This window comes from uncultured Kriegella sp. (assembly GCF_963975415.1).
Classification (GTDB): Bacteria; Bacteroidota; Bacteroidia; order Flavobacteriales; family Flavobacteriaceae; genus Kriegella.
Window position 1 is genome coordinate 339,349 of sequence record NZ_CAXBGN010000001.1, and the last position, 18,133, is coordinate 357,481.

Annotated in this window: 15 protein-coding genes; 5 read left to right on the forward strand and 10 right to left on the reverse strand. The window is 41.1% G+C overall.

Going from position 1 to position 18,133, the window contains the following annotated elements:
• Window position 1: 1 nt before the first annotated feature.
• The 7 genes from AACZ88_RS01435 to AACZ88_RS01465 form a co-directional block, all read right to left on the reverse strand.
• The gene (locus AACZ88_RS01435) at window positions 2-718 is read right to left on the reverse strand and encodes a class I SAM-dependent methyltransferase (protein WP_339705114.1); all 717 of its coding nucleotides are present in this window, start codon (window positions 716-718) and stop codon (window positions 2-4) included.
• Between the two features lie 11 nt (window positions 719-729).
• Window positions 730-1,743, reverse strand: coding sequence for a hypothetical protein (locus AACZ88_RS01440; RefSeq protein ID WP_339705117.1), 1,014 nt, complete (start codon window positions 1,741-1,743; stop codon window positions 730-732).
• Between the two features lie 247 nt (window positions 1,744-1,990).
• Complete coding sequence (locus AACZ88_RS01445; RefSeq protein WP_339705120.1) at window positions 1,991-3,307, reverse strand: pectate lyase; 1,317 nt, start codon at window positions 3,305-3,307, stop codon at window positions 1,991-1,993.
• Window positions 3,308-3,457: 150 nt separating this feature from the next.
• On the reverse strand, window positions 3,458-4,471 hold the full coding sequence (locus AACZ88_RS01450; RefSeq protein ID WP_339705123.1) for an NAD-dependent epimerase/dehydratase family protein: 1,014 nt from the start codon (window positions 4,469-4,471) through the stop codon (window positions 3,458-3,460).
• Window positions 4,472-4,532: 61 nt separating this feature from the next.
• On the reverse strand, window positions 4,533-5,102 hold the full coding sequence (locus AACZ88_RS01455; RefSeq protein ID WP_339705126.1) for a Crp/Fnr family transcriptional regulator: 570 nt from the start codon (window positions 5,100-5,102) through the stop codon (window positions 4,533-4,535).
• Between the two features lie 103 nt (window positions 5,103-5,205).
• Window positions 5,206-5,856 (reverse strand): HAD family phosphatase, encoded by a 651-nt coding sequence (locus AACZ88_RS01460; RefSeq protein ID WP_339705129.1) that lies wholly within the window; start codon window positions 5,854-5,856, stop codon window positions 5,206-5,208.
• Window positions 5,857-5,926: 70 nt separating this feature from the next.
• Complete coding sequence (locus AACZ88_RS01465) at window positions 5,927-6,850, reverse strand: dihydrodipicolinate synthase family protein (protein ID WP_339705132.1); 924 nt, start codon at window positions 6,848-6,850, stop codon at window positions 5,927-5,929.
• 385 nt (window positions 6,851-7,235) lie between these two features.
• Between AACZ88_RS01465 and AACZ88_RS01470 the strand changes: the two genes are divergently transcribed.
• A complete protein-coding gene (locus AACZ88_RS01470; protein ID WP_339705135.1) occupies window positions 7,236-9,023 on the forward strand; it encodes an L-fucose isomerase in 1,788 nt (595 codons plus the stop codon).
• 46 nt (window positions 9,024-9,069) lie between these two features.
• Window positions 9,070-10,647, forward strand: a complete 1,578-nt coding sequence (locus AACZ88_RS01475; RefSeq protein WP_339705138.1) for a VCBS repeat-containing protein — start codon at window positions 9,070-9,072, stop codon at window positions 10,645-10,647.
• Window positions 10,648-10,811: 164 nt separating this feature from the next.
• Here AACZ88_RS01475 and AACZ88_RS01480 read toward each other — a convergent pair whose 3' ends face one another.
• The 3 genes from AACZ88_RS01480 to AACZ88_RS01490 form a co-directional block, all read right to left on the reverse strand.
• On the reverse strand, window positions 10,812-11,042 hold the full coding sequence (locus AACZ88_RS01480) for a hypothetical protein (RefSeq protein ID WP_339705141.1): 231 nt from the start codon (window positions 11,040-11,042) through the stop codon (window positions 10,812-10,814).
• A gap of 190 nt (window positions 11,043-11,232) precedes the next feature.
• Window positions 11,233-12,306 carry a PmoA family protein gene (locus tag AACZ88_RS01485; protein WP_339705143.1) on the reverse strand — a complete coding sequence of 358 codons (1,074 nt, stop codon included), beginning with the start codon at window positions 12,304-12,306 and terminating at the stop codon, window positions 11,233-11,235.
• A gap of 151 nt (window positions 12,307-12,457) precedes the next feature.
• Window positions 12,458-13,942, reverse strand: a complete 1,485-nt coding sequence (locus AACZ88_RS01490; protein ID WP_339705145.1) for a Gfo/Idh/MocA family oxidoreductase — start codon at window positions 13,940-13,942, stop codon at window positions 12,458-12,460.
• A 636-nt stretch (window positions 13,943-14,578) separates the two neighbouring features.
• Here AACZ88_RS01490 and AACZ88_RS01495 point away from each other — a divergent pair.
• Genes AACZ88_RS01495 through AACZ88_RS01505 form a run of 3 tightly spaced genes read left to right on the forward strand, consistent with a single transcriptional unit; the run spans window position 14,579 to window position 18,114 of the window.
• Window positions 14,579-15,733 (forward strand): acetylxylan esterase, encoded by a 1,155-nt coding sequence (locus AACZ88_RS01495; RefSeq protein WP_339705147.1) that lies wholly within the window; start codon window positions 14,579-14,581, stop codon window positions 15,731-15,733.
• A 46-nt stretch (window positions 15,734-15,779) separates the two neighbouring features.
• On the forward strand, window positions 15,780-17,051 hold the full coding sequence (locus tag AACZ88_RS01500; protein WP_339705150.1) for an AGE family epimerase/isomerase: 1,272 nt from the start codon (window positions 15,780-15,782) through the stop codon (window positions 17,049-17,051).
• A gap of 16 nt (window positions 17,052-17,067) precedes the next feature.
• Entirely contained in the window at window positions 17,068-18,114 is a 1,047-nt protein-coding gene (locus AACZ88_RS01505; protein WP_339705152.1) for a hypothetical protein, read from the forward strand.
• The last annotated feature ends 19 nt before the right edge of the window (window positions 18,115-18,133 follow it).

An 18,133-nucleotide genomic window follows, 5' to 3' on the forward strand; every position in this document is an offset into this window, starting at 1 on the left:
CTCAAGTTGTTTTCCGTTCGTATTTTGAAAAATAGATTTTTACTTTTAGGTTACGTTGTGCCGTTGCCAGCGCCAATTTTCCAACTAAGTGCGGGAATGGATCGGCAACCTCGTATTTCTTGACAAACGCCTTGTAAATAATAGCATCGGCAAACAAGATATGCGCTAATTCCGATGCCGTTACAGCAAGGTCGACCTGTTCTTGATGCGTAACGATTTTAGAAAAATCATTCGTGTCGTCAAAATTTACCTCAAAATCATAATCAGATGGTGATTCGTCGAGCCTGATGTCGCAATACTGTAGCACATCATCCAACAAAACGTTGAAATCATACGCAATAATCGTTGATTGGTCGCGACAGACCCTACGGAGCTCTTTGATAAGCGCAGGTGATTTCGCATAAAATAAAGAGCCCGCAAAAGTGACAACATCCACCGAACTATTTGGTATGGGCAGGGCACCTCCAAAACCATTAAGATAGGTTATCGTTTTATGGGGCATTGCTTTTTTTAGCATTGACGCACTAGGTTCTACCCCATAAACTTGGGAACAATACTTTGCCAATGCCATAGCAGAATAGCCCGTGCCGCAGCCTATGTCAAGTCCGTCTTGAAATCGCTCATCATTTCCCAGTACTCGACTTAAAATCACCTCGTGTAGCGGTGGACGATAGGCGTTATAATGATAGGCAATGGCCTCATTGTATTCTTCACTCATATCGCATGCAGTTAAACATCTGTTTGTCTTATGCCAACACGAAACGCTTCTTTCGGATTCTCTACCAAAATTTGATTGATATCATCTTCCGTAAACCCGTTTTCCAACATTTCCGGAATTAAATTTTCGAATATCGCATTAAAATCCCGAATCGCACCACCGCTTGGAAAGCCATTCCCGTCATGGGACAATAGTACTTTATGCAATAGTTTCTTTTGTTTGAAAAGTTTAAGGCGCTTTAGGTATTCCTTCGTATTGGACGCCTTTACGCCATCGAGTGAAATCCATGCTCCTTTAGCGGCCAAATCAATTAAGATCGTATCATCTTCAACTTTATTGGCGTGCGTCCAAATCCATGCACTTGGATCAATATTATGGGCATTTAAAAGGTCGATCTGTAAGTTTAGGGCTTCCCTATTGTTTCCGGTATGTACGGCCATAGTGAGTCCCGTACTTAAATGGGTCAGCATTCCCGCTTCGAAGAGCTTTTGGTCAATTGCTGAAGGCGGTTTGCCATCATCAAAAGCCATTTTGATAAAGCCCGGTTTAATATGCGTTCCATCAATTCCGTTTTCGAATTCATCGATCCAAATTTCCGAAATCGATTTTGCGGTTGCCGTATATGCGAATTCTGGAATATACCGATCATTTGCAGCTCCGTAAAAACCCGTATTCGTAATGATTTGAACCCCCGTAGCATCCGATATTATTTCCAACAGGTCACTTCTTCTACCGAAATACGCCGTGGTACAATCAAAAATTGACTGTACCCCTAACGCTTTCAAGCGCTTTACATATGGAATAACCTGCTCGAACAACTTTAGGCTGTCATAAGTCGAGGTCGCTGTTATGGCTTTACCATAATTTGACATGATGTGTTCATGGGTTAAAGTCAATCCTAATCCTGACGAATCAATGCTTCCTTTGACCGTATTTATTTGACCCCGATTTTGGTTTTCTTGACATGCTATGAGCAGAAGAATCAGATTGATGAGTAGAAAGCGTTTGACAATGGGGATTTTCATATATGAATGGTAGTGCGTGTTTTTGATTTGTACGTTTTTGATTGTGGACTTATGGGTATTATTCTACTTCTATACACTAAGGTAAGGAATATTGTTTGTTAAGGCAGCTGCTTTACTGACGTGCAGTATTAAACATGCTACCATACTTCAGCTTCCATATCTATAAAGCGTTAATAGTATAGATGCTGCAGATCACACAACAAGCCTTGGAAAACATATACATTAAAAATGGTATAGACCGTCGAATTTATTTGAAGGTATTTAAATATTTTTCCAACATTGTATATCCATCCGAAGCTACACTATTTCGGTCATCAGGGTTTTGTTTGTCGAGTTGGTTCTTATCCTCCCAGAAATCGGGCATTCCATCATGGTCGGTATCAACAGGAGCCGGAGTACTTTTCAATTCAGGCCAGCCACCAACATCTTCGGGGCTATCAATAATACCTTTATTGCCATATTTGGCAGTACCATGGAGTACATCACCTATAATATCCGCATCTACTTTATCACGAATAGGGAGTGTACAACCCGCATGGTCAAGAACAGATTGAAAGGCTTCTTCGGCCGTTTGTTGATTAATTTCCATGGCGGGCCAAGGCTCACTTAATCGGTATGCCGAACTTATTTTTGTTACACCCAACAAGTTATTTTCAGTGACTTTAGGGCTTCCCTCAACAAAATTTTCGGAAACCCACCATTTTCCGGCATCGGCATCTTCATCACGTGATGAAGGAGCAGTAATACGGTACTGTACTTTTTGGTCCGTGGCAGGGCCTGGCTTATAATAATTCGCAATCATGTTAATGGTAGAATGTTCAATTGGAGGTTTTCGTCTATCCCCTTTCTGATGGGCTTCACCTCCATAACTACTAGCATATTCCCAGTTATAGATTACATTGTTCCTGTAATCGTTAAATCCACAACCAGAAGCCCAACGTGGGTTTCTGCTAGCGTTATGTGCGAAAAGATTATGATGCCAAGAACCGTAGTTATTTCCCCATATGCCCCCGAATCGATGTTCATCAGTAGTGCCTTTGGGGCATGCTTGGGCTATAATACTCCATTGAACGGTAGTATGCTCATTATGATAAAGCGTCATCGTCTCATCGGTACTCCAACTAGCCGATATATGATCCAAAATAATATTCTTATGATACCTGCCACCTATGGCATCATTTTCACGCATGGAAGGGTCAAATCGTACTCGAATATACCGGATGATGATATGATCAGCTCCAATGGAAAGGTTTCCTTTAATACATATACCATCTCCAGGTGCCGTTTGGCCGGCAATAGTTATACTATCGTTTTTAATACTAAAATTACCCGTTATCGTACCCGAAACGCGAAACACAACTGTTCTGGGTCCTTTGGCTTCCAGCGCTGCCCTTAAACTTCCTTCCCCTGAACCATTGAGATTGGTTACTTCAAACACCGCTCCACCACGTCCGCCAACGGTATATTTCCCATATCCTTCGGCTGTGGGGAAGGCTAATTGCTGGGACCGCGCATGAAATAACGTCAGTAATGAAAGGGCTCCGCTTAAAATTAATATTCTCATATTTTAATTTCTTAATGTGGTTTAGAAGGTTCTTCTTAAATGCAGCCAACAAGGGATAGCCCTGACGATGCAGATTGACATACCGAAACTAAGATAAGAAATATTGCCTATTAAATAATTTGTTTTACAAAATTCAAGGGCTGCATTCCCTTAATCCATTTTCTGCGCTACCCAATCGTTTTTTAAGTATTTTAGAGCATCTATTAAGGCTTTTTTTGAAGGTTTAGGATTGAATCCTAATTCTTGTTTTGATTTGGTAATATCGTAATCTTGTTTTAAACCATAAAACATAGCTACATAATGGCGTTGCAATTGCGGTTCTTTTCCTGTTAATTCACTCCAAAATTCCATTAATCCAGCCACAGCATAAAGTGAGCATTTAGGAATTTTCTTAGGTGTTTTCAACTTTAATTCAGGATATAACTCTGAAGCAATTTTGACACTCTCTTGTAATGTAGTATGTTTCTCGTTCGAGAGAATATATCTTTCTCCATTTCTTCCGTTTTTCATTGCCCGATACGTTCCAAAAGCCACATCTTTTACATCTATCCAATTTAATGTAACGTTTGTATCTACAGGGATATTTCCGTTTAAAATTTGATATACAAGGTTGTTGGTATAACTTAATTTGTAAGCTTCTGAACCAATCATTGCAGAGGGCAATACCAAAACGGTTTTTATGCCGTATTTCTTTCCCAGTTCCAATGCCAGTTTATCAGAATCGTTTTTAGAATTATAATACCAATTTCTTCGGTCTTTATTATATCCATTATCCACATGAGCAGGCAAAATGGCGAAATCTAAAGCTGCCACCGAACTTACATATACCACATTCTTCACACCACATTCTTTTGCGATGTCAAACACATTTTGAGTACCCTGCATGTTATTATCATAAATTTCAGTCTTAGAGTTTTTAGCCCACATACTGAAATTTGCCGCTACGGCATATACGCTTGTAACTCCTTTAAATGCCTTTTTTAGCGATAGGGCATTTGTAATATCAGCTTGAACAACTTCGCAGTTCAGATCTCTAAGAGACGCTTGATAATTACGGTTTCTTACGGTAGTTCTTACGCTTATATTTTTGGAAAGTAATAATCGAACTAAATTGTTTCCTAAATGTCCGTTGCCACCTGTTACCAATGAAATTTCTTTGCTCATTTGCTACGCTTTTTGCTTGAGCAAATTTCTATAGCTTTTAGCGGTTCAGAAATAACATTTGTTAGAAAGTGATCTGTTTGCGTATACGGCTCAATGATTGAGGTTCCATTCCTAAAAAAGAGGCAATAGTGTCAATGGAAACATTTAAAGCTAATTTCGGGTTTTGATTTACAAACTTTACATAACGTTCTTTGGCCGTTAAACGTTGAAAATCTTTTACTCTTTCCAGTTTACAATTTAAGTGTTCGTTGGTAACATCCCTTACAAATTCTCCCCAGAAACTAGTTTCCTTTTGTAAAATGTCAAAAGCTGGTTTGGAAATTTTTATCAAACTACATGCTGTAATGGTTTCGTAATAGTCCAATGAGGGTGTTTCCGTCATAAAACTATCCAAAGATGTAAAAAAATCACTTTCAGATACAAGATGTTGAACAACAATTTTTCCATCCATATTTTGATAACCTTTTACGATTCCATTACTTAAAAAGTAAATATATCGTTCTACTTTGCCTGCTTCTAAAAGACTGGTTTGGGCAGGGACTGTTTCACAAACGAAATAGTTTTTGATAAAATCTATATCGTTTCGATTTAAATGGACTCTTGACTGTATGGTTTTTAATAAATTTTCCATGGTCCTTTGTAATGATATGAAGCAATTAAATAGCCTCAATGACACTATCTTAGATATGCGCACTAAGATAACGAATATTAGCTACTAAGCGATTTACCACACCCTACCCCAAGCTTTGTATCAGGTGGTCGGTAAGCTCTGAATACTCGTCAATAATAAAATGGGCACGTGTTAATTTACCCCGCTTTTCGGTATTTGGTATCGCGATACATTTCATTCCGGCAGCAACGGCCGACCGTACCCCATTTTCAGAATCTTCAATAACCGCACAGTTTTCACAGGCCACCCCCAGTTTTTGAGCCGTTAATATATACGGTTCGGGGTCGGGCTTTCCCCGTTTGACATCCTTGGAACTGACAATGACCTTAAAAAGATTTTCAAGTTGCAATTGGCCGACCACGGTCTGCACCTCTTCAAAGGTTGAACTGGTCGTTAGCGCCAAAGTATATTTTTGATGTAGCCGTTCTATTAATTCTATGACGCCGGGGTATACCTTTAAATTATCGGCAATAAGCGCTTGGTAGCTATTTGTTTTATCGGCAATTAGTGAACCTACTTCTTGTTTTTGCAGCTGAAAATCACGTACCAGATCCACAAAAGCAGCCGCATCGGTTCGACCCAAACAATATTGACGATAGATTTCCGGGGTGATTTCCAATCCGACCTTTTCAAAAGCTTTTTGCGTAGCCAGTTCATGCAGGTCCTCATCGTCGGTTATCACCCCATTCATATCAAAAATCACTGTGCTTATCATAATTGTAATTTAAAAATGAAATATCCGTTTCAGAATAGGGCCATAAACCGTCCATATTCCAGTGGGCGCTCTAAGAAAATACAACATGCTGTCTTATTCGATGCTCCAATTGCATGACGTGTGCTATATGTTCATCTGCTATTTCTTGGTGCAGCGTATCAAAGGGCACAGTGGGATTACGCACGTTCGGGGTCGGATAAATACCTTGCCGAAACAACAGCCGTTTAAAAAAGTGTACCGAAATATCCAGGTGTTGATTCGAAAATGCCAAAACCGGAAGTATTTCTAGAAACAATTGCTTGGCCTTTGCGTGTTTCCCTTCCTCAAAAAGCCTATAAATGGTGGTATAAATAAAATGCATTCCCGTGGGCATAAAGGCATGAACCCCGCGTTGCAGGCCTTCCATCATCTGTGAAACCGCCCATCCCCCACTGATATGTAATTTTCCCTGGGTCAATTCGAGCATGCGGGAATATTTGACACCTGCGGGAACGGTTTCAATCTTCAAACAACGGAAAGCTTCCACCGTTTCGAATAGGTCACAAATCAATTCGTCATTTAAGCCATAGCCCGAGGCATCCCAATCTTGGAGCATAATCATTTTTGGGTCAAGATCGGCCAATTCCATAAAGTGTTTCCGAAATTGTGCCTCTTCTTGAAACGGAATTTGAAAAAGTACATTGGTGCAACCTATATTCAAATAGCCCCGTAACAACTTTTTACTTTTTTCAAGGTCCGTTTCCCCCGAACCTGCAATAACAGGCACACGGTCGCCCACCGTTTCCAAGACAGCTTCGACCATCTTTAATCGCTCCGTATGCGATAACTTATAAACCTCCGCGGCCATTGCAGGTACTAAAAAGCCAGCAACTCCCGCTTTTAATGCTTCGGTAACATTTTGCTGTAAGGCCTTTAAGTCAATTGTATTTTGATCGGTAAAAGGGGTATTCAATACCGTTACAATACCTTTAAGCGCATATAATTGCTTTTTCACATGATTGAATTATACGTTTTTCTTAAAACTAGGCTATCCTCATCCGTAACACACGCCTTTGAATATTGCCGTAACCTAGAAAAAAAGTCCGTCTTAATTTGGTAGAACGATAGCCTGTAAAAGCGACCTTTTCCTATTTAAAAGTGGTGCCTGCCACCGCAGATCCCCGACTCCGCCGCTAAAAACAAATATATCCTTTTTCAAAAAAAACCGATTATAATATTTTGTTCAAAACCCATGGTATTTTATCAACCGATTTATTTATTTAGCCATATTTTCGTTATTTAAGTTAAAATTCCAATATATTTCTTGAATCAAGCACCGACTAAGGAAATAGGCGAAAACAACGTATAAAAACAATTCAAAAAATTAAAACAAGAACAAAATGGGAAACCGATTAATAGGCAGACTACCAAAAGTGGGAATTAGACCCGTAATTGACGGACGCGAAAGGGGTGTCCGGGAATCGTTAGAATCACAATGCATGGAAATGGCTAAGAACGCCGCCAAGCTTATTGAAGAAAATTTAAGGTTTCCGAGCGGCGAAAAGGTGGAATGCGTCATCGCCGACACCAATATCGGAGGCGTTGCCGAAGCCGCCTTATGTGCCGATAAATTTGAGCGTGAAGGCGTTACAGTTTCTTTGACCGTTACCCCCGCCTGGTGCTATGGTACCGAAGTAATGGATGCCGACCCAAATACCATCAAAGCGATTTGGGGCTTTAATGGTACCGAACGCCCCGGAGCAGTCTACCTTGCAGCCGCCTTGGCCGGGTACGCCCAAAAAGGGTTGCCCGCATTTAGTATTTATGGTCGTGAAGTACAAGATACCGGAGACACCGAAATACATGACGACGTAAAAGAAAAAATTCTGCGTTTTGTCAAAGCAGGTTTGGCCGTTGCCCAAATGAAAGGCAAATCATATCTATCGCTGGGGTATTCCTCTATGGGCATCGTTGGTTCTATGGTCGATCAAAATTTCTTTCACGATTATTTGGGTATGCGTACCGAATTTGTCGATCAAACCGAGGTTACCAGAAGAATCGAAGAAGAGATTTATGACAAAGAGGAGTACGAAAAAGCGTTGCAATGGACGTACAAAAATTGCAAAGAGGGAAAAGATTACAATATAGCGGCGCTAAAAGGCGATACGAAACGAAAAGAATGGGAGTGGGAAATCGTTGTTAAGATGACCTTGATCATTCGTGACCTTATGATCGGAAACCCGAAATTAAAGGAAATGGGGCATGGTGAGGAAGCCTTTGGAAGAAATGCCATAGCAGCAGGTTTTCAAGGGCAACGGCAATGGACGGATCATATGCCGAACGGGGATTTTCCCGAGGCCATATTAAATTCCTCTTTCGATTGGAACGGAATACGGCAAGCCTTTATGGTCGCTACGGAAAACGATAGCTTAAACGGGGTATCCATGCTTTTCGGACATTTATTGACCAATACGGCCCAAATCTTCTCCGATGTAAGAACGTATTGGAGTCCCGAATCGGTAAAGCGCGTCACCGGAAAAGAGTTAAAAGGAAAGGCAAAAGACGGTATCATCCATTTGATCAACTCAGGATCCACGACTTTAGATGCTACGGCCCAACAACGCAATGAAGACGGCAGTCCAGCAATGAAACCTTTTTGGGATATCACCGAGGAAGAAGCCCAAAAATGTTTGGATGCAACCCTTTGGCCACAAGCGGTCAAAGAGTATTTTAGAGGTGGTGGCTATTCTTCACAGTTTAAGACCGATGGGGAAATGCCCGTAACGATGTGCCGAATCAATCTGGTCAAAGGTGTCGGGCCCGTTTTACAAATAGCTGAAGGCTGGACCGTAGTTCTAGAAGATGATGTGCATAAAACATTGGATGACCGAACAAACCCAACTTGGCCGACAACCTGGTTTGCCCCTATAACTACGGGCAAAGGTGCTTTTAAAGATGTATATACCGTAATGGCCAATTGGGGTGCCAATCACGGAGCCATAAGCTACGGCCATATTGGCGCCGATTTGATTTCGTTGGCTTCGATGCTGAGAATTCCGGTAAACATGCATAATGTTGATGAAAGTGATGTTTTCAGACCCGCTTTGTGGTCTTCTTTCGGTACCGATAAAGAAGGACAAGATTATAGGGCCTGTAAAGCTTATGGTCCGCTTTATGGGATAAAATAAAGGATTATACTTACGTTTGTAGTCGGTAAGTTCAAAGTCCGGATCTATGAAGAAACTCGTTCTATTATGGCTATTGTTAAGTCTGCTTGGATCATGTGCCGAAAAGAAGGAGTCCAAAAAACCAACCCCGGGAGACCTACCCATTTCAAGTCTTTCGGGGAAGGAATTGGCGGAAATTCATTGCGCCAGTTGTCATGCCTTTGTGCCTCCCTCCTATCTATCGAAAACCATTTGGAAAGCCGATGTGCTTCCGGCCATGGGAAACCGGTTGGGCATATATAATGGAAACCGACAGCCAGATAGTATCTTCGGTCCACCACCGAACAGAACTGTTGTTCAAAATGCCAAGATTTTTCCGGAAGAACCACTTTTGGCCAAAGCCGATTGGATGAAGTTGGTGGATTATTATGTAGAAAATGCGCCTGACGCTGATAGCGTTCCAGCTCCTAATAAAAAAATCAATATCGGATTAAAATCATTTGAATATAAGGAGGCATTATATAACAATCGCCCGCCGCTTACTTCCCTCGTTAAAATATTACCTGAAAATCGAGGTATTGTCTTTGGTGACGGCAAAACCAGAAATAACATTTTAACTTACCTCTCCCCTGACCTTAAACTCGAACAAAACTTGAGGTTAGATGGGAGCCCCATCGATTTCTACGAAAAATCGGACACCGTATTTTTAACAACTATTGGAAGAAATTTATATCCGAACGACCTTTCCCACGGTGCAGTTCTTAAAATAAGCCCTACCGAAGAAGATACAAAAACTACGAACCGACACCTTATCCTCCCCAAGCTGCAACGTCCCGTGGCTATGGCCTATGGAGATTTAGACAACGATGGTTTAGAAGATATCGTTGCCTGCGAATACGGCGATTTGACGGGTAAACTTGTTTGGTTTAAAAATGAGGGGCATGATCGATACATCGCGAACACCCTAAACAGCAAACCCGGAGCCATTAGTGCTGTTATTAAAGACATCAATAAGGATGGTTTCAATGATATTTTCGTGCTTATGGCGCAAGGTGACGAAGGTATTTTCTATTATGAAAATCAAGGGAATGGCAGTTTTAGCGAAAAAAAGTTGTTGTCATTTTTACCACTTTACGGATCGGCGTACATGGAGCTGGCCGATTTTAACAACGACGGATTCGACGATATTGTTTATGTCTGTGGCGATAATGCTGACAAAACACCTATTTTGAAAGATTATCACGGAGTTTATATTTTTCTCAATAATGGTAAACTCAATTTTGAACAGGCCTTTTTCTACCCACAAAATGGTGCCTATAAGGCGATGGCCAGAGATTATGACCTCGATGGCGATTTAGATATCGCCACGATTTCTTATTTTCCAGATTACTTGAACAATCCGCAAGAAAGTTTTGTGTATTTAGAAAACCAAGGAAACTTAACTTTTGAAGCGTTTTCCTTTCCGGAAGCCACGAACGGAAGGTGGATGGTAATGGATGCTGGTGATATGGATGCCGATGGTGATATTGACCTAGCCCTCGGTTCCTTTGTTTCTTTTTTGGCAAAGGGCGACACCACGGGATTAAGTAAAAAATGGTTAAAAGAAAGTCCTTCGGTCATTATCCTTGAAAACACAACCAAATAGCGTACAGAAATGACGAAGGGAGGACTCAAAACCCGATAGCATTAGGTTTTTAGTCATATACAATATGGGAGTAGACCAGGGTGTGTTTTACGGTGTGCACGCTAGAATTTGACGCGAACCCGATATTGTTTAAAGGGTTTACAATCGTGCAACGTATTTTTCATTTAATCGTTTTCCTTTTTCTCAAATTCCAAATTAATTCTATCCCGTGTTTTAAAGGAGGCCAAAGCCATACATACAAGAAACATTGTCATTACCCCCAATAATCCCCAAGGAGTATATTGCTCATTGACAAAAAATCCGAGAAGTGATGTAAGAAAGGGAATCCATGCATATTTTATCAAATTTTCGGCAAATACTTTTTGCGAAAAATCCCATTGCTCTTGGTTTTTCATAGAATGTTTATTTCGAAAACCATTTATATGCCCAATTTTTGTCGGTTTCCTTTTAAGGATTAATCCCATGATCAATACAATTGCGCCCATTATTATGGAAGAAAGTGCTATAGGATAATTGAAACTCATTGATATGGAAAGTGTTTTTTGGTTTTAAGCAGTTGATATGTTCCTCAGCTTCCCATGAACATTACATCCTAACAAATTTATCGTACTCCGCTTCCAACTGTGCTTTGTCCTTTTTACCGTCCAAAATTGCTATCCTGTAGGTAAAAGTAACCGCAGTATTCGGTTCTAAGGAAAAATTAAGTGATTCTTCCTTCCCATCTGTAAATGCTTTTTGCCCCAGTGGATTTGCCGCAAACAAACCGTATCCTCTGGCATGCCAATACGTAGGATAGCCCACATTCTGGGGTTGGTCCATAATCATCAGCGTAACATCTTTTTTATTAAGGCTACCGGAAAGTGCCATCCATTTGGCCCTAGTGCCCCAAACATCGGTACCGGTGATGCCCTCACTACTCAAATATTGGCCACTAACCCCTGTATTGTCTGTAACAGGAACATCGGTTTTGTTACCGTTTGCATCACTCAAGGTAACGGGGCCGTCACTGAGGTGTTCCAAGGCTCTAGCCGTTCGAATAGCAAACATTCCCTCTTTGGTGTCATTAAACGAAACGGTCTCTTCCAAGGCTTTAAACGTGGTAATTCTATCTATAATTCTTTTGTCTTCCTCTGCATAAAAAATAAACTTGGTGTCTTCTTTCATCAAGACCTTCCCATCGGGCTTTAACCAATTTGCGCTAACGACCAGGGTGGCACTTTCATTTCCACTTTGAAGGCTAACTATTTTATCGTGCCGAATAGTACCCAGCTTATTCTTTGGTGTTTTGATTTCATCGGAGTTTCCCCAATAGTCTAGTCCGTTGACATCCCCGAAATTAAACCACGCCCCTATATGGTGCGGGTGGTCGGTTCTTTCATTGGGCCTGGTATCAAGAGGATAGCCACGGGTAACCGCCTCCCCGTTTGCTGCAATAATCGGATAAAGTGTGGTTTTTTTAAGGACGGAAATATCGTCGGCATATAAATACGAGGTAAATAACTTACCGTCTACAAGAACATCGACCTTCTTATCGGTTTCATTATTCGCTAATGTGATGTGGTTTTTTGTTATTTCCTCATTTTGGGCGATGTCTCTATTCTTTTCTTTACAGGCACTACTGATCAATACGAGTGCCAAAACTGCAGGTATAGTCCTCATGTATTACGTTATTTATAGGGCAAGGGGCATAGTTGGCTATGCCCCTGATAATTTAAAATGAATTTCCGTAGCAATGGAATACCATAAAAAATGTTCGCAAAATGATGCCCCCTTTAAACGGAAAAAGTGAATTCGAAAATTCTAAAAGACACTAAACGTTATTAGGAACAACATATCCTTTTCGATACTCCCTAGTCAACATTTTATTGGCCTCTTTATCTTTAATGAAAGACTCTTCTTTACCATCAATAAGCAATTCCCTGCCCAATCGATATGAAACGTTTGCAATCAAGGGAAGTACACTAGACTTATGACCGGTTTCAATATCACAGGTCAACTCTGATTGATCATTGTTACGAATGGCAGAGATAAAATTGGTGAAGATAGCTTCTCCACCACCGCCACCGGTCAAATCTAACGGATCGTACGAATCATCTTTTTCTCCTGATGTTGGGCCCGCTTCATTATTTCTGCCGAAGAAAGTCTGCCAGTTTCCACCAGCGTCAATTTGCATCCAACCCTCGGTACCTAATACGATTACCCCAATTTTAACAGGAGTGGCTTTACTTGATGCTGATATTTTTCCACTACCCGTTACATTGATATCCGGTAAAAGAACACCCTCAGGGTTTGTAAATATTCCTCTTGTCCCAAATTCCAGAATTTTTCCATCATCATATTCAAAAAGCGAAGTTTGGGTATTCGGCGTATTTTGAGCGGACTTCTCTCCGAAATATCCCCCCATTGAATTCACACGTAAAGGCAATTCTTCTTTACCTAGGGCCCATCGTGCAACATCAAATTGGTGTGGCCCTTGGTTACCGGTATCACCATTGCCATAATCCCAATTCCAGTGCCAATTATAATGGAACCTGTTTCTATTGAAAGGTCGTTCTGGGGCAGGTCCGAGCCACATATCGTAATGTACATTTTTGAGGTAGGCTTCTGTATACGCCGGCTCAAAACCACCAGACTCAACGTTCATTTTAAACTGTTCCCCTGGCTTCATTGGTCCATCAGGGTACATTCCAATACTTGGTCTTGGTTTAAAACAGAGTCCTCGGGTCATATAAACTTCCCCTAGTTTGCCATCACGAATAAATTTGATGGCACGTTGGGTATTTGTAATCGAACGGTTTTGAAAACCGACCTGAACCAAAACATTATATTTTCTTGCGGCCTCGATCATCTTTCTTCCTTCAAACACATTATGTGTAGATGGCTTTTCTACATAGACATGTTTTCCCGCTTGAGCGCCCCAAATGGTAGAGAGTGCATGCCAGTGATTCGGTGCGGCTACAGAAACCGCATCGATTTCCTTATCATCAAAAACACGTCGCATGTCCCACTCGGTCTGTGGTCGATATCCTGCATATTTCTCTACTTGATCCAGCCTATCTTTAAACAGATTTTCATCGATATCTACAAGGTATTTCAACCTTACATTCTTCATTTTACCAAAGTTCTCGATATGGCTCCCCCCTCTTCCACGAATACCGATAACTCCCATTTGTATGGAATCGTTCGAGCCTAAGATTCTTCCGTAAGAAAGTGCGCTTGTCGATAGCATAGAAACTCCAGCTATTCCGGCAGAACCTTTTTTAATAAATTTTCTCCTTGTTATTCCTTTCTTCATTTCTGAATAAATTTTAGATTTAATATAATACGGTTTTATAATTCTATAATCTTGCCCGAATGCGGTAATTAAATATTCTGAAGCACTAGATTCGCTACACCCTGTACATCTTTTGAATAACTACCAAAACCCTCATAAGTTATAAACTCCTAATGTTTTCGTGCATGTCTTTTTCAATATCTTGTAAACTATCTATCAACAATTTAAATTTATATGGCTATGGAAAGATTCTTAATCGGCTTTAAGCCATTCACCATTAATGTCGGAGACAAACAAAGAAATAGAAAATACGAATAGTATACTTCAATTATTTTGCTGAATTTACATAAACATTTAACCTAAAGCAAGCCGATTCAAGCATCCCTAGGCTTCCTTTTCCATCCACGTTTCGATTTACCACATACTTTTCAAGGCGGTGTTGCCCAAAAGCTTACAACCCTTATAAAATTATTTTTTTCCTAGATTCAAAGAGTCAATATATAATGTAAAATGGACAAAATAGGGGAAGCAAACCACCAACCCGATGCTATATATTTGTTTAAACACCATTACAAAGCCACAATTCATATAAGGTTTTACTTGAATTGAGCGGTTGACCTACCACAGTGAAATGAATCACCATAAAATTTGAATTACATGAGAAAAGTAGTTTTGTTTTTTTTCATCGCGCTCACCGTAGCCATAAATGCACAAAGTGAAATGTTGTGTACCGGCAAATATTGGACCGAGGATGAGGCCAATCTGGTCATGAAGGATTTCGCAAAAGAATGGGACGATCTAGCATCGTGGGAAAGGCGTTCGGAAGTCATTCGTTCAGGCATTATCTCTGGTATGAAACTGAATCAAATGCCAAAAATCGAAGGTAATTTCAATCCGATAATTGGCCGAAAACATACTTTTGACGGCTATGTTGTAGAGAATATCGCGATTGAAAGCTTTCCTGGATATTTCATTACTGGAAATTTATATCGTCCGGCCAATCCAGATACTAAAAATGCCGCTATCCTTTCGCCTCACGGCCATATGGCTGATAAAAGGCTAAAAGAAGATGTTCAGGCGAGGTGCGCCACCTTGGCCCGCATGGGCGCCATAGTCTTTGCTTATGACATGGTGGGATATGCCGAATCGAACCAAACGACACACAAAATGCCCATTGCCTTATTGCTACAAACATGGAACAGCAAAAGGGTATTGGAATACTTACTTTCGCGCTCCGACGTCGACGCGGAAAGAATCGGCATGACCGGGGGCTCTGGTGGGGGTACACAAACTTTTGTACTGACCGCAATTGACGACCGTATCAAGGTAGCCGTACCTACGGTTCAGGTTTCCGCCCACTTTTTTGGAGGATGTGTTTGTGAAAGCGGAATGCCCATTCATAAAAGTACCGCACATCAAACCAATAATGTTGAAATTGCGGCCCTATGCGCTCCGCGGCCGATGCTGCTGATTTCGAACGGATCAGACTGGACGCGAAATACGCCAAGAATAGAATACCCATATATTCAGAAAGTATATGCGCTTTATAATGCCGAACACAAAGTCGAAAATGTACACCTTCCAGCTGAGAAGCATGACTACGGATATTCAAAACGTGCCGCTGCCTACACGTTTTTGGCGTATCATCTAAAATTGAAACTGGGTAATGTCACCGTTACCGATGGGGTTCAAGAAGATTTTGTAACGATTCAACCGGAAAATGATTTAAAGGTTTTTACGGCCGACAATCCACGTCCTTCAAATGCGATTATCGGAGATAAGGCCATAATAGCACATTTAAATTTAAAATAATCAAATAAGTTGGGTGCCCAACCCACTAAAAAAAGTAGTTTAGAAAATGACCGATTACAATGACCGAATTTTAAAGTTAAAAAATGAAGTACAGCAGCATCTAACCGAAGAATTACTCCCCTTTTGGTTTGATCGCTGCAAAGATGATGTGAACGGCGGGTTTATAACCCATTTTGATAAAGACGGTAATGACACGGGCGTTGATGAAAAATCAATGCTCGGTCAGGCACGTTGCATTTATAGTTTTGCCTCCGCCCATAGAGCGGGCTATGGAAATGGAAAATGTTTAGAATATGCCAAGCACGGGGTCGACTTTGTTATCGAAAAAATGTGGGATGAGGAACACGAAGGTTTCTTTTGGTTGACCGATAGAAAGGGTAATGTACTTATTGATGAGAAAATAATCTATGGCCACAGCTTTATAATCTATGGTTTTTGCGAATATACCTTGGCATCGGGGGATCCACGCGGACTTTATTATGCCGAAAAATGTTTTGACCTTCTTCAAAAATATGGGGCCGATACCATGTTCGGAGGCTATTTTGAAATGTTTCAAAGGGATTGGACATTAAAGGGTCAGGGTGCTGCTGGGGGAGATAGAAAAACCCTCGATGTACACATGCACTTGATGGAAGCTTTCACTACACTTTATGAATGTAGCGGCAAGGAGGTGCACAAAAGGAAGCTATTGGAGATTATCGAGGTTTTGACGAAAAGAATAATCCATCCGAAATACTTGACCGGTATTCCTCAATTTACAGCAGATTGGAAGGTTGCCCCGCAAATCAAGTTCGATATCATTTGGGGTTGGGATCGCTTTTCGGAAGATGGCATCAAATCTTCACCTGAAGATAATACGAGCTACGGACACAATGTAGAATTTGCCTGGTTACTCATGCACGCCATTGCTATCGCCAATATTCCTTTTGAGAAATATGATAAAGTAATTCAAACCCAGTTTGATCATGCTTTGGCCGATGGAATCGATTGGGAGTATGGAGGAGTCTATGTTGAAGGGTCGCATTCTGGAGGTGTAACCGATCGAGAAAAAGAATTTTGGCAACAGGCCGAAATGCTTATTGCCCTATTACAAGCGTGTATCACGTACGATTTGAAAAAATATCTTCCTATCTATGAAAATGTACACCGATTTGTATTTGACAAGATGGTTGACCATACCGTTGGGGAATGGATTCCACTGATGACCCGCAAAGGCGAACCTATCTGGAGCCATATGAGCCACAATTGGAAAATAAATTACCATACCCTCCGTGCCTTGGTACAGTCGATAGAACGTATGAACAAACTGTTGGAATAAACTAAAAATTACCATCATGGCCTTAAAGTTTTTAAAAACCCATTTACACCTCTTTGTTCTTCTGTTGTTACCGGTAATTGCCAGTGCACAAAATACTCCGGAACACGATGCCATCCTATCCGTAGAGCGTATTTGGGACCGGGCAGCACATAATGCCTTTACTTCATTAATCGAGTTCAAGGGTACCTTATATTGTGCTTTTCGGGAAAGTAATGGTCATGTATCTGGCATCAACGGAAGTATTCGGGTAATTGCCTCCGAAGACGGTCAAAATTGGCATTCGGTAGCACATCTTTACGAACAGGGAATAGATTTCAGGGATCCACAATTGTCTGTGACCCCAGACGATCGAATCATGCTTAATATTGGGGGGTCCGTTTATACCGCTGGAAAATTGACCTCGATGTCCCCAAAAGTTAGTTTTAGCAATATGGAAGGAAAATCGTTTTCCAAGGCCCAAAATATTTCTTTGGACCCAGCGATTCATACGGGTACGGATTGGCTTTGGAGGGCCACCTGGCACAAGGGCAAAGTATACGCGGGGGTATACCAACCTAAAAAAGAAAAATCGGTACAATTGGTCGTCAGTGACGATGGCATCGACTATAAGTTCGTCACTACCTTTGATGTTATGGAGGGGAATGAAACTACTTTACGGTTCAACAAAAACGATGACATGATAGCTGTGGTTCGACGTGGTGGACGCCATAACGGGGCCATTGGCGTTAGCGCTCCTCCCTATAAAAATTGGAAATGGAATGCCTTGGAACAGCGTCTGGGAGGTCCTGATTTGATTGTACTCGACAATGGCCTCATGCTCTGTGCGACACGGGAATATTTACCCTCAAAAGAACAAACCATAATCACAAGGGTTGAACTTAATGGTAAAACCACAAAATTACTTACGTTACCTAGCTCAGGGGATTGTAGCTACCCAGGTTTTTTGATGCAAGACGACACTTTATTAATGTCCTATTATTCCTCACACGAAGAAAAGACGGCAATTTATCTTGCCAAAATGGCCTATCTACCGGCAATTTTCGAAAGCACAAAGAGCCCTTAAATACAGCGTATACCTAAAA

Excerpts from the sequence above, each read along its gene's own strand:
- AACZ88_RS01470 (WP_339705135.1), top strand. The coding sequence starts at position 7,236 with ATGGGAAACCGATTAATAGGCAGACTACCAAAAGTGGGAATTAGACCC.
- AACZ88_RS01505 (WP_339705152.1), top strand. The coding sequence starts at position 17,068 with ATGGCCTTAAAGTTTTTAAAAACCCATTTACACCTCTTTGTTCTTCTG.
- AACZ88_RS01475 (WP_339705138.1), top strand. The coding sequence starts at position 9,070 with ATGAAGAAACTCGTTCTATTATGGCTATTGTTAAGTCTGCTTGGATCA.
- AACZ88_RS01460 (WP_339705129.1), bottom strand. The coding sequence starts at position 5,856 with ATGATAAGCACAGTGATTTTTGATATGAATGGGGTGATAACCGACGAT.
- AACZ88_RS01435 (WP_339705114.1), bottom strand. The coding sequence starts at position 718 with ATGAGTGAAGAATACAATGAGGCCATTGCCTATCATTATAACGCCTAT.
- AACZ88_RS01490 (WP_339705145.1), bottom strand. The coding sequence starts at position 13,942 with ATGAAGAAAGGAATAACAAGGAGAAAATTTATTAAAAAAGGTTCTGCC.
- AACZ88_RS01480 (WP_339705141.1), bottom strand. The coding sequence starts at position 11,042 with ATGAAAAACCAAGAGCAATGGGATTTTTCGCAAAAAGTATTTGCCGAA.
- AACZ88_RS01440 (WP_339705117.1), bottom strand. The coding sequence starts at position 1,743 with ATGAAAATCCCCATTGTCAAACGCTTTCTACTCATCAATCTGATTCTT.
- AACZ88_RS01445 (WP_339705120.1), bottom strand. The coding sequence starts at position 3,307 with ATGAGAATATTAATTTTAAGCGGAGCCCTTTCATTACTGACGTTATTT.
- AACZ88_RS01450 (WP_339705123.1), bottom strand. The coding sequence starts at position 4,471 with ATGAGCAAAGAAATTTCATTGGTAACAGGTGGCAACGGACATTTAGGA.
- AACZ88_RS01500 (WP_339705150.1), top strand. The coding sequence starts at position 15,780 with ATGACCGATTACAATGACCGAATTTTAAAGTTAAAAAATGAAGTACAG.
- AACZ88_RS01495 (WP_339705147.1), top strand. The coding sequence starts at position 14,579 with ATGAGAAAAGTAGTTTTGTTTTTTTTCATCGCGCTCACCGTAGCCATA.
- AACZ88_RS01455 (WP_339705126.1), bottom strand. The coding sequence starts at position 5,102 with ATGGAAAATTTATTAAAAACCATACAGTCAAGAGTCCATTTAAATCGA.
- AACZ88_RS01485 (WP_339705143.1), bottom strand. The coding sequence starts at position 12,306 with ATGAGGACTATACCTGCAGTTTTGGCACTCGTATTGATCAGTAGTGCC.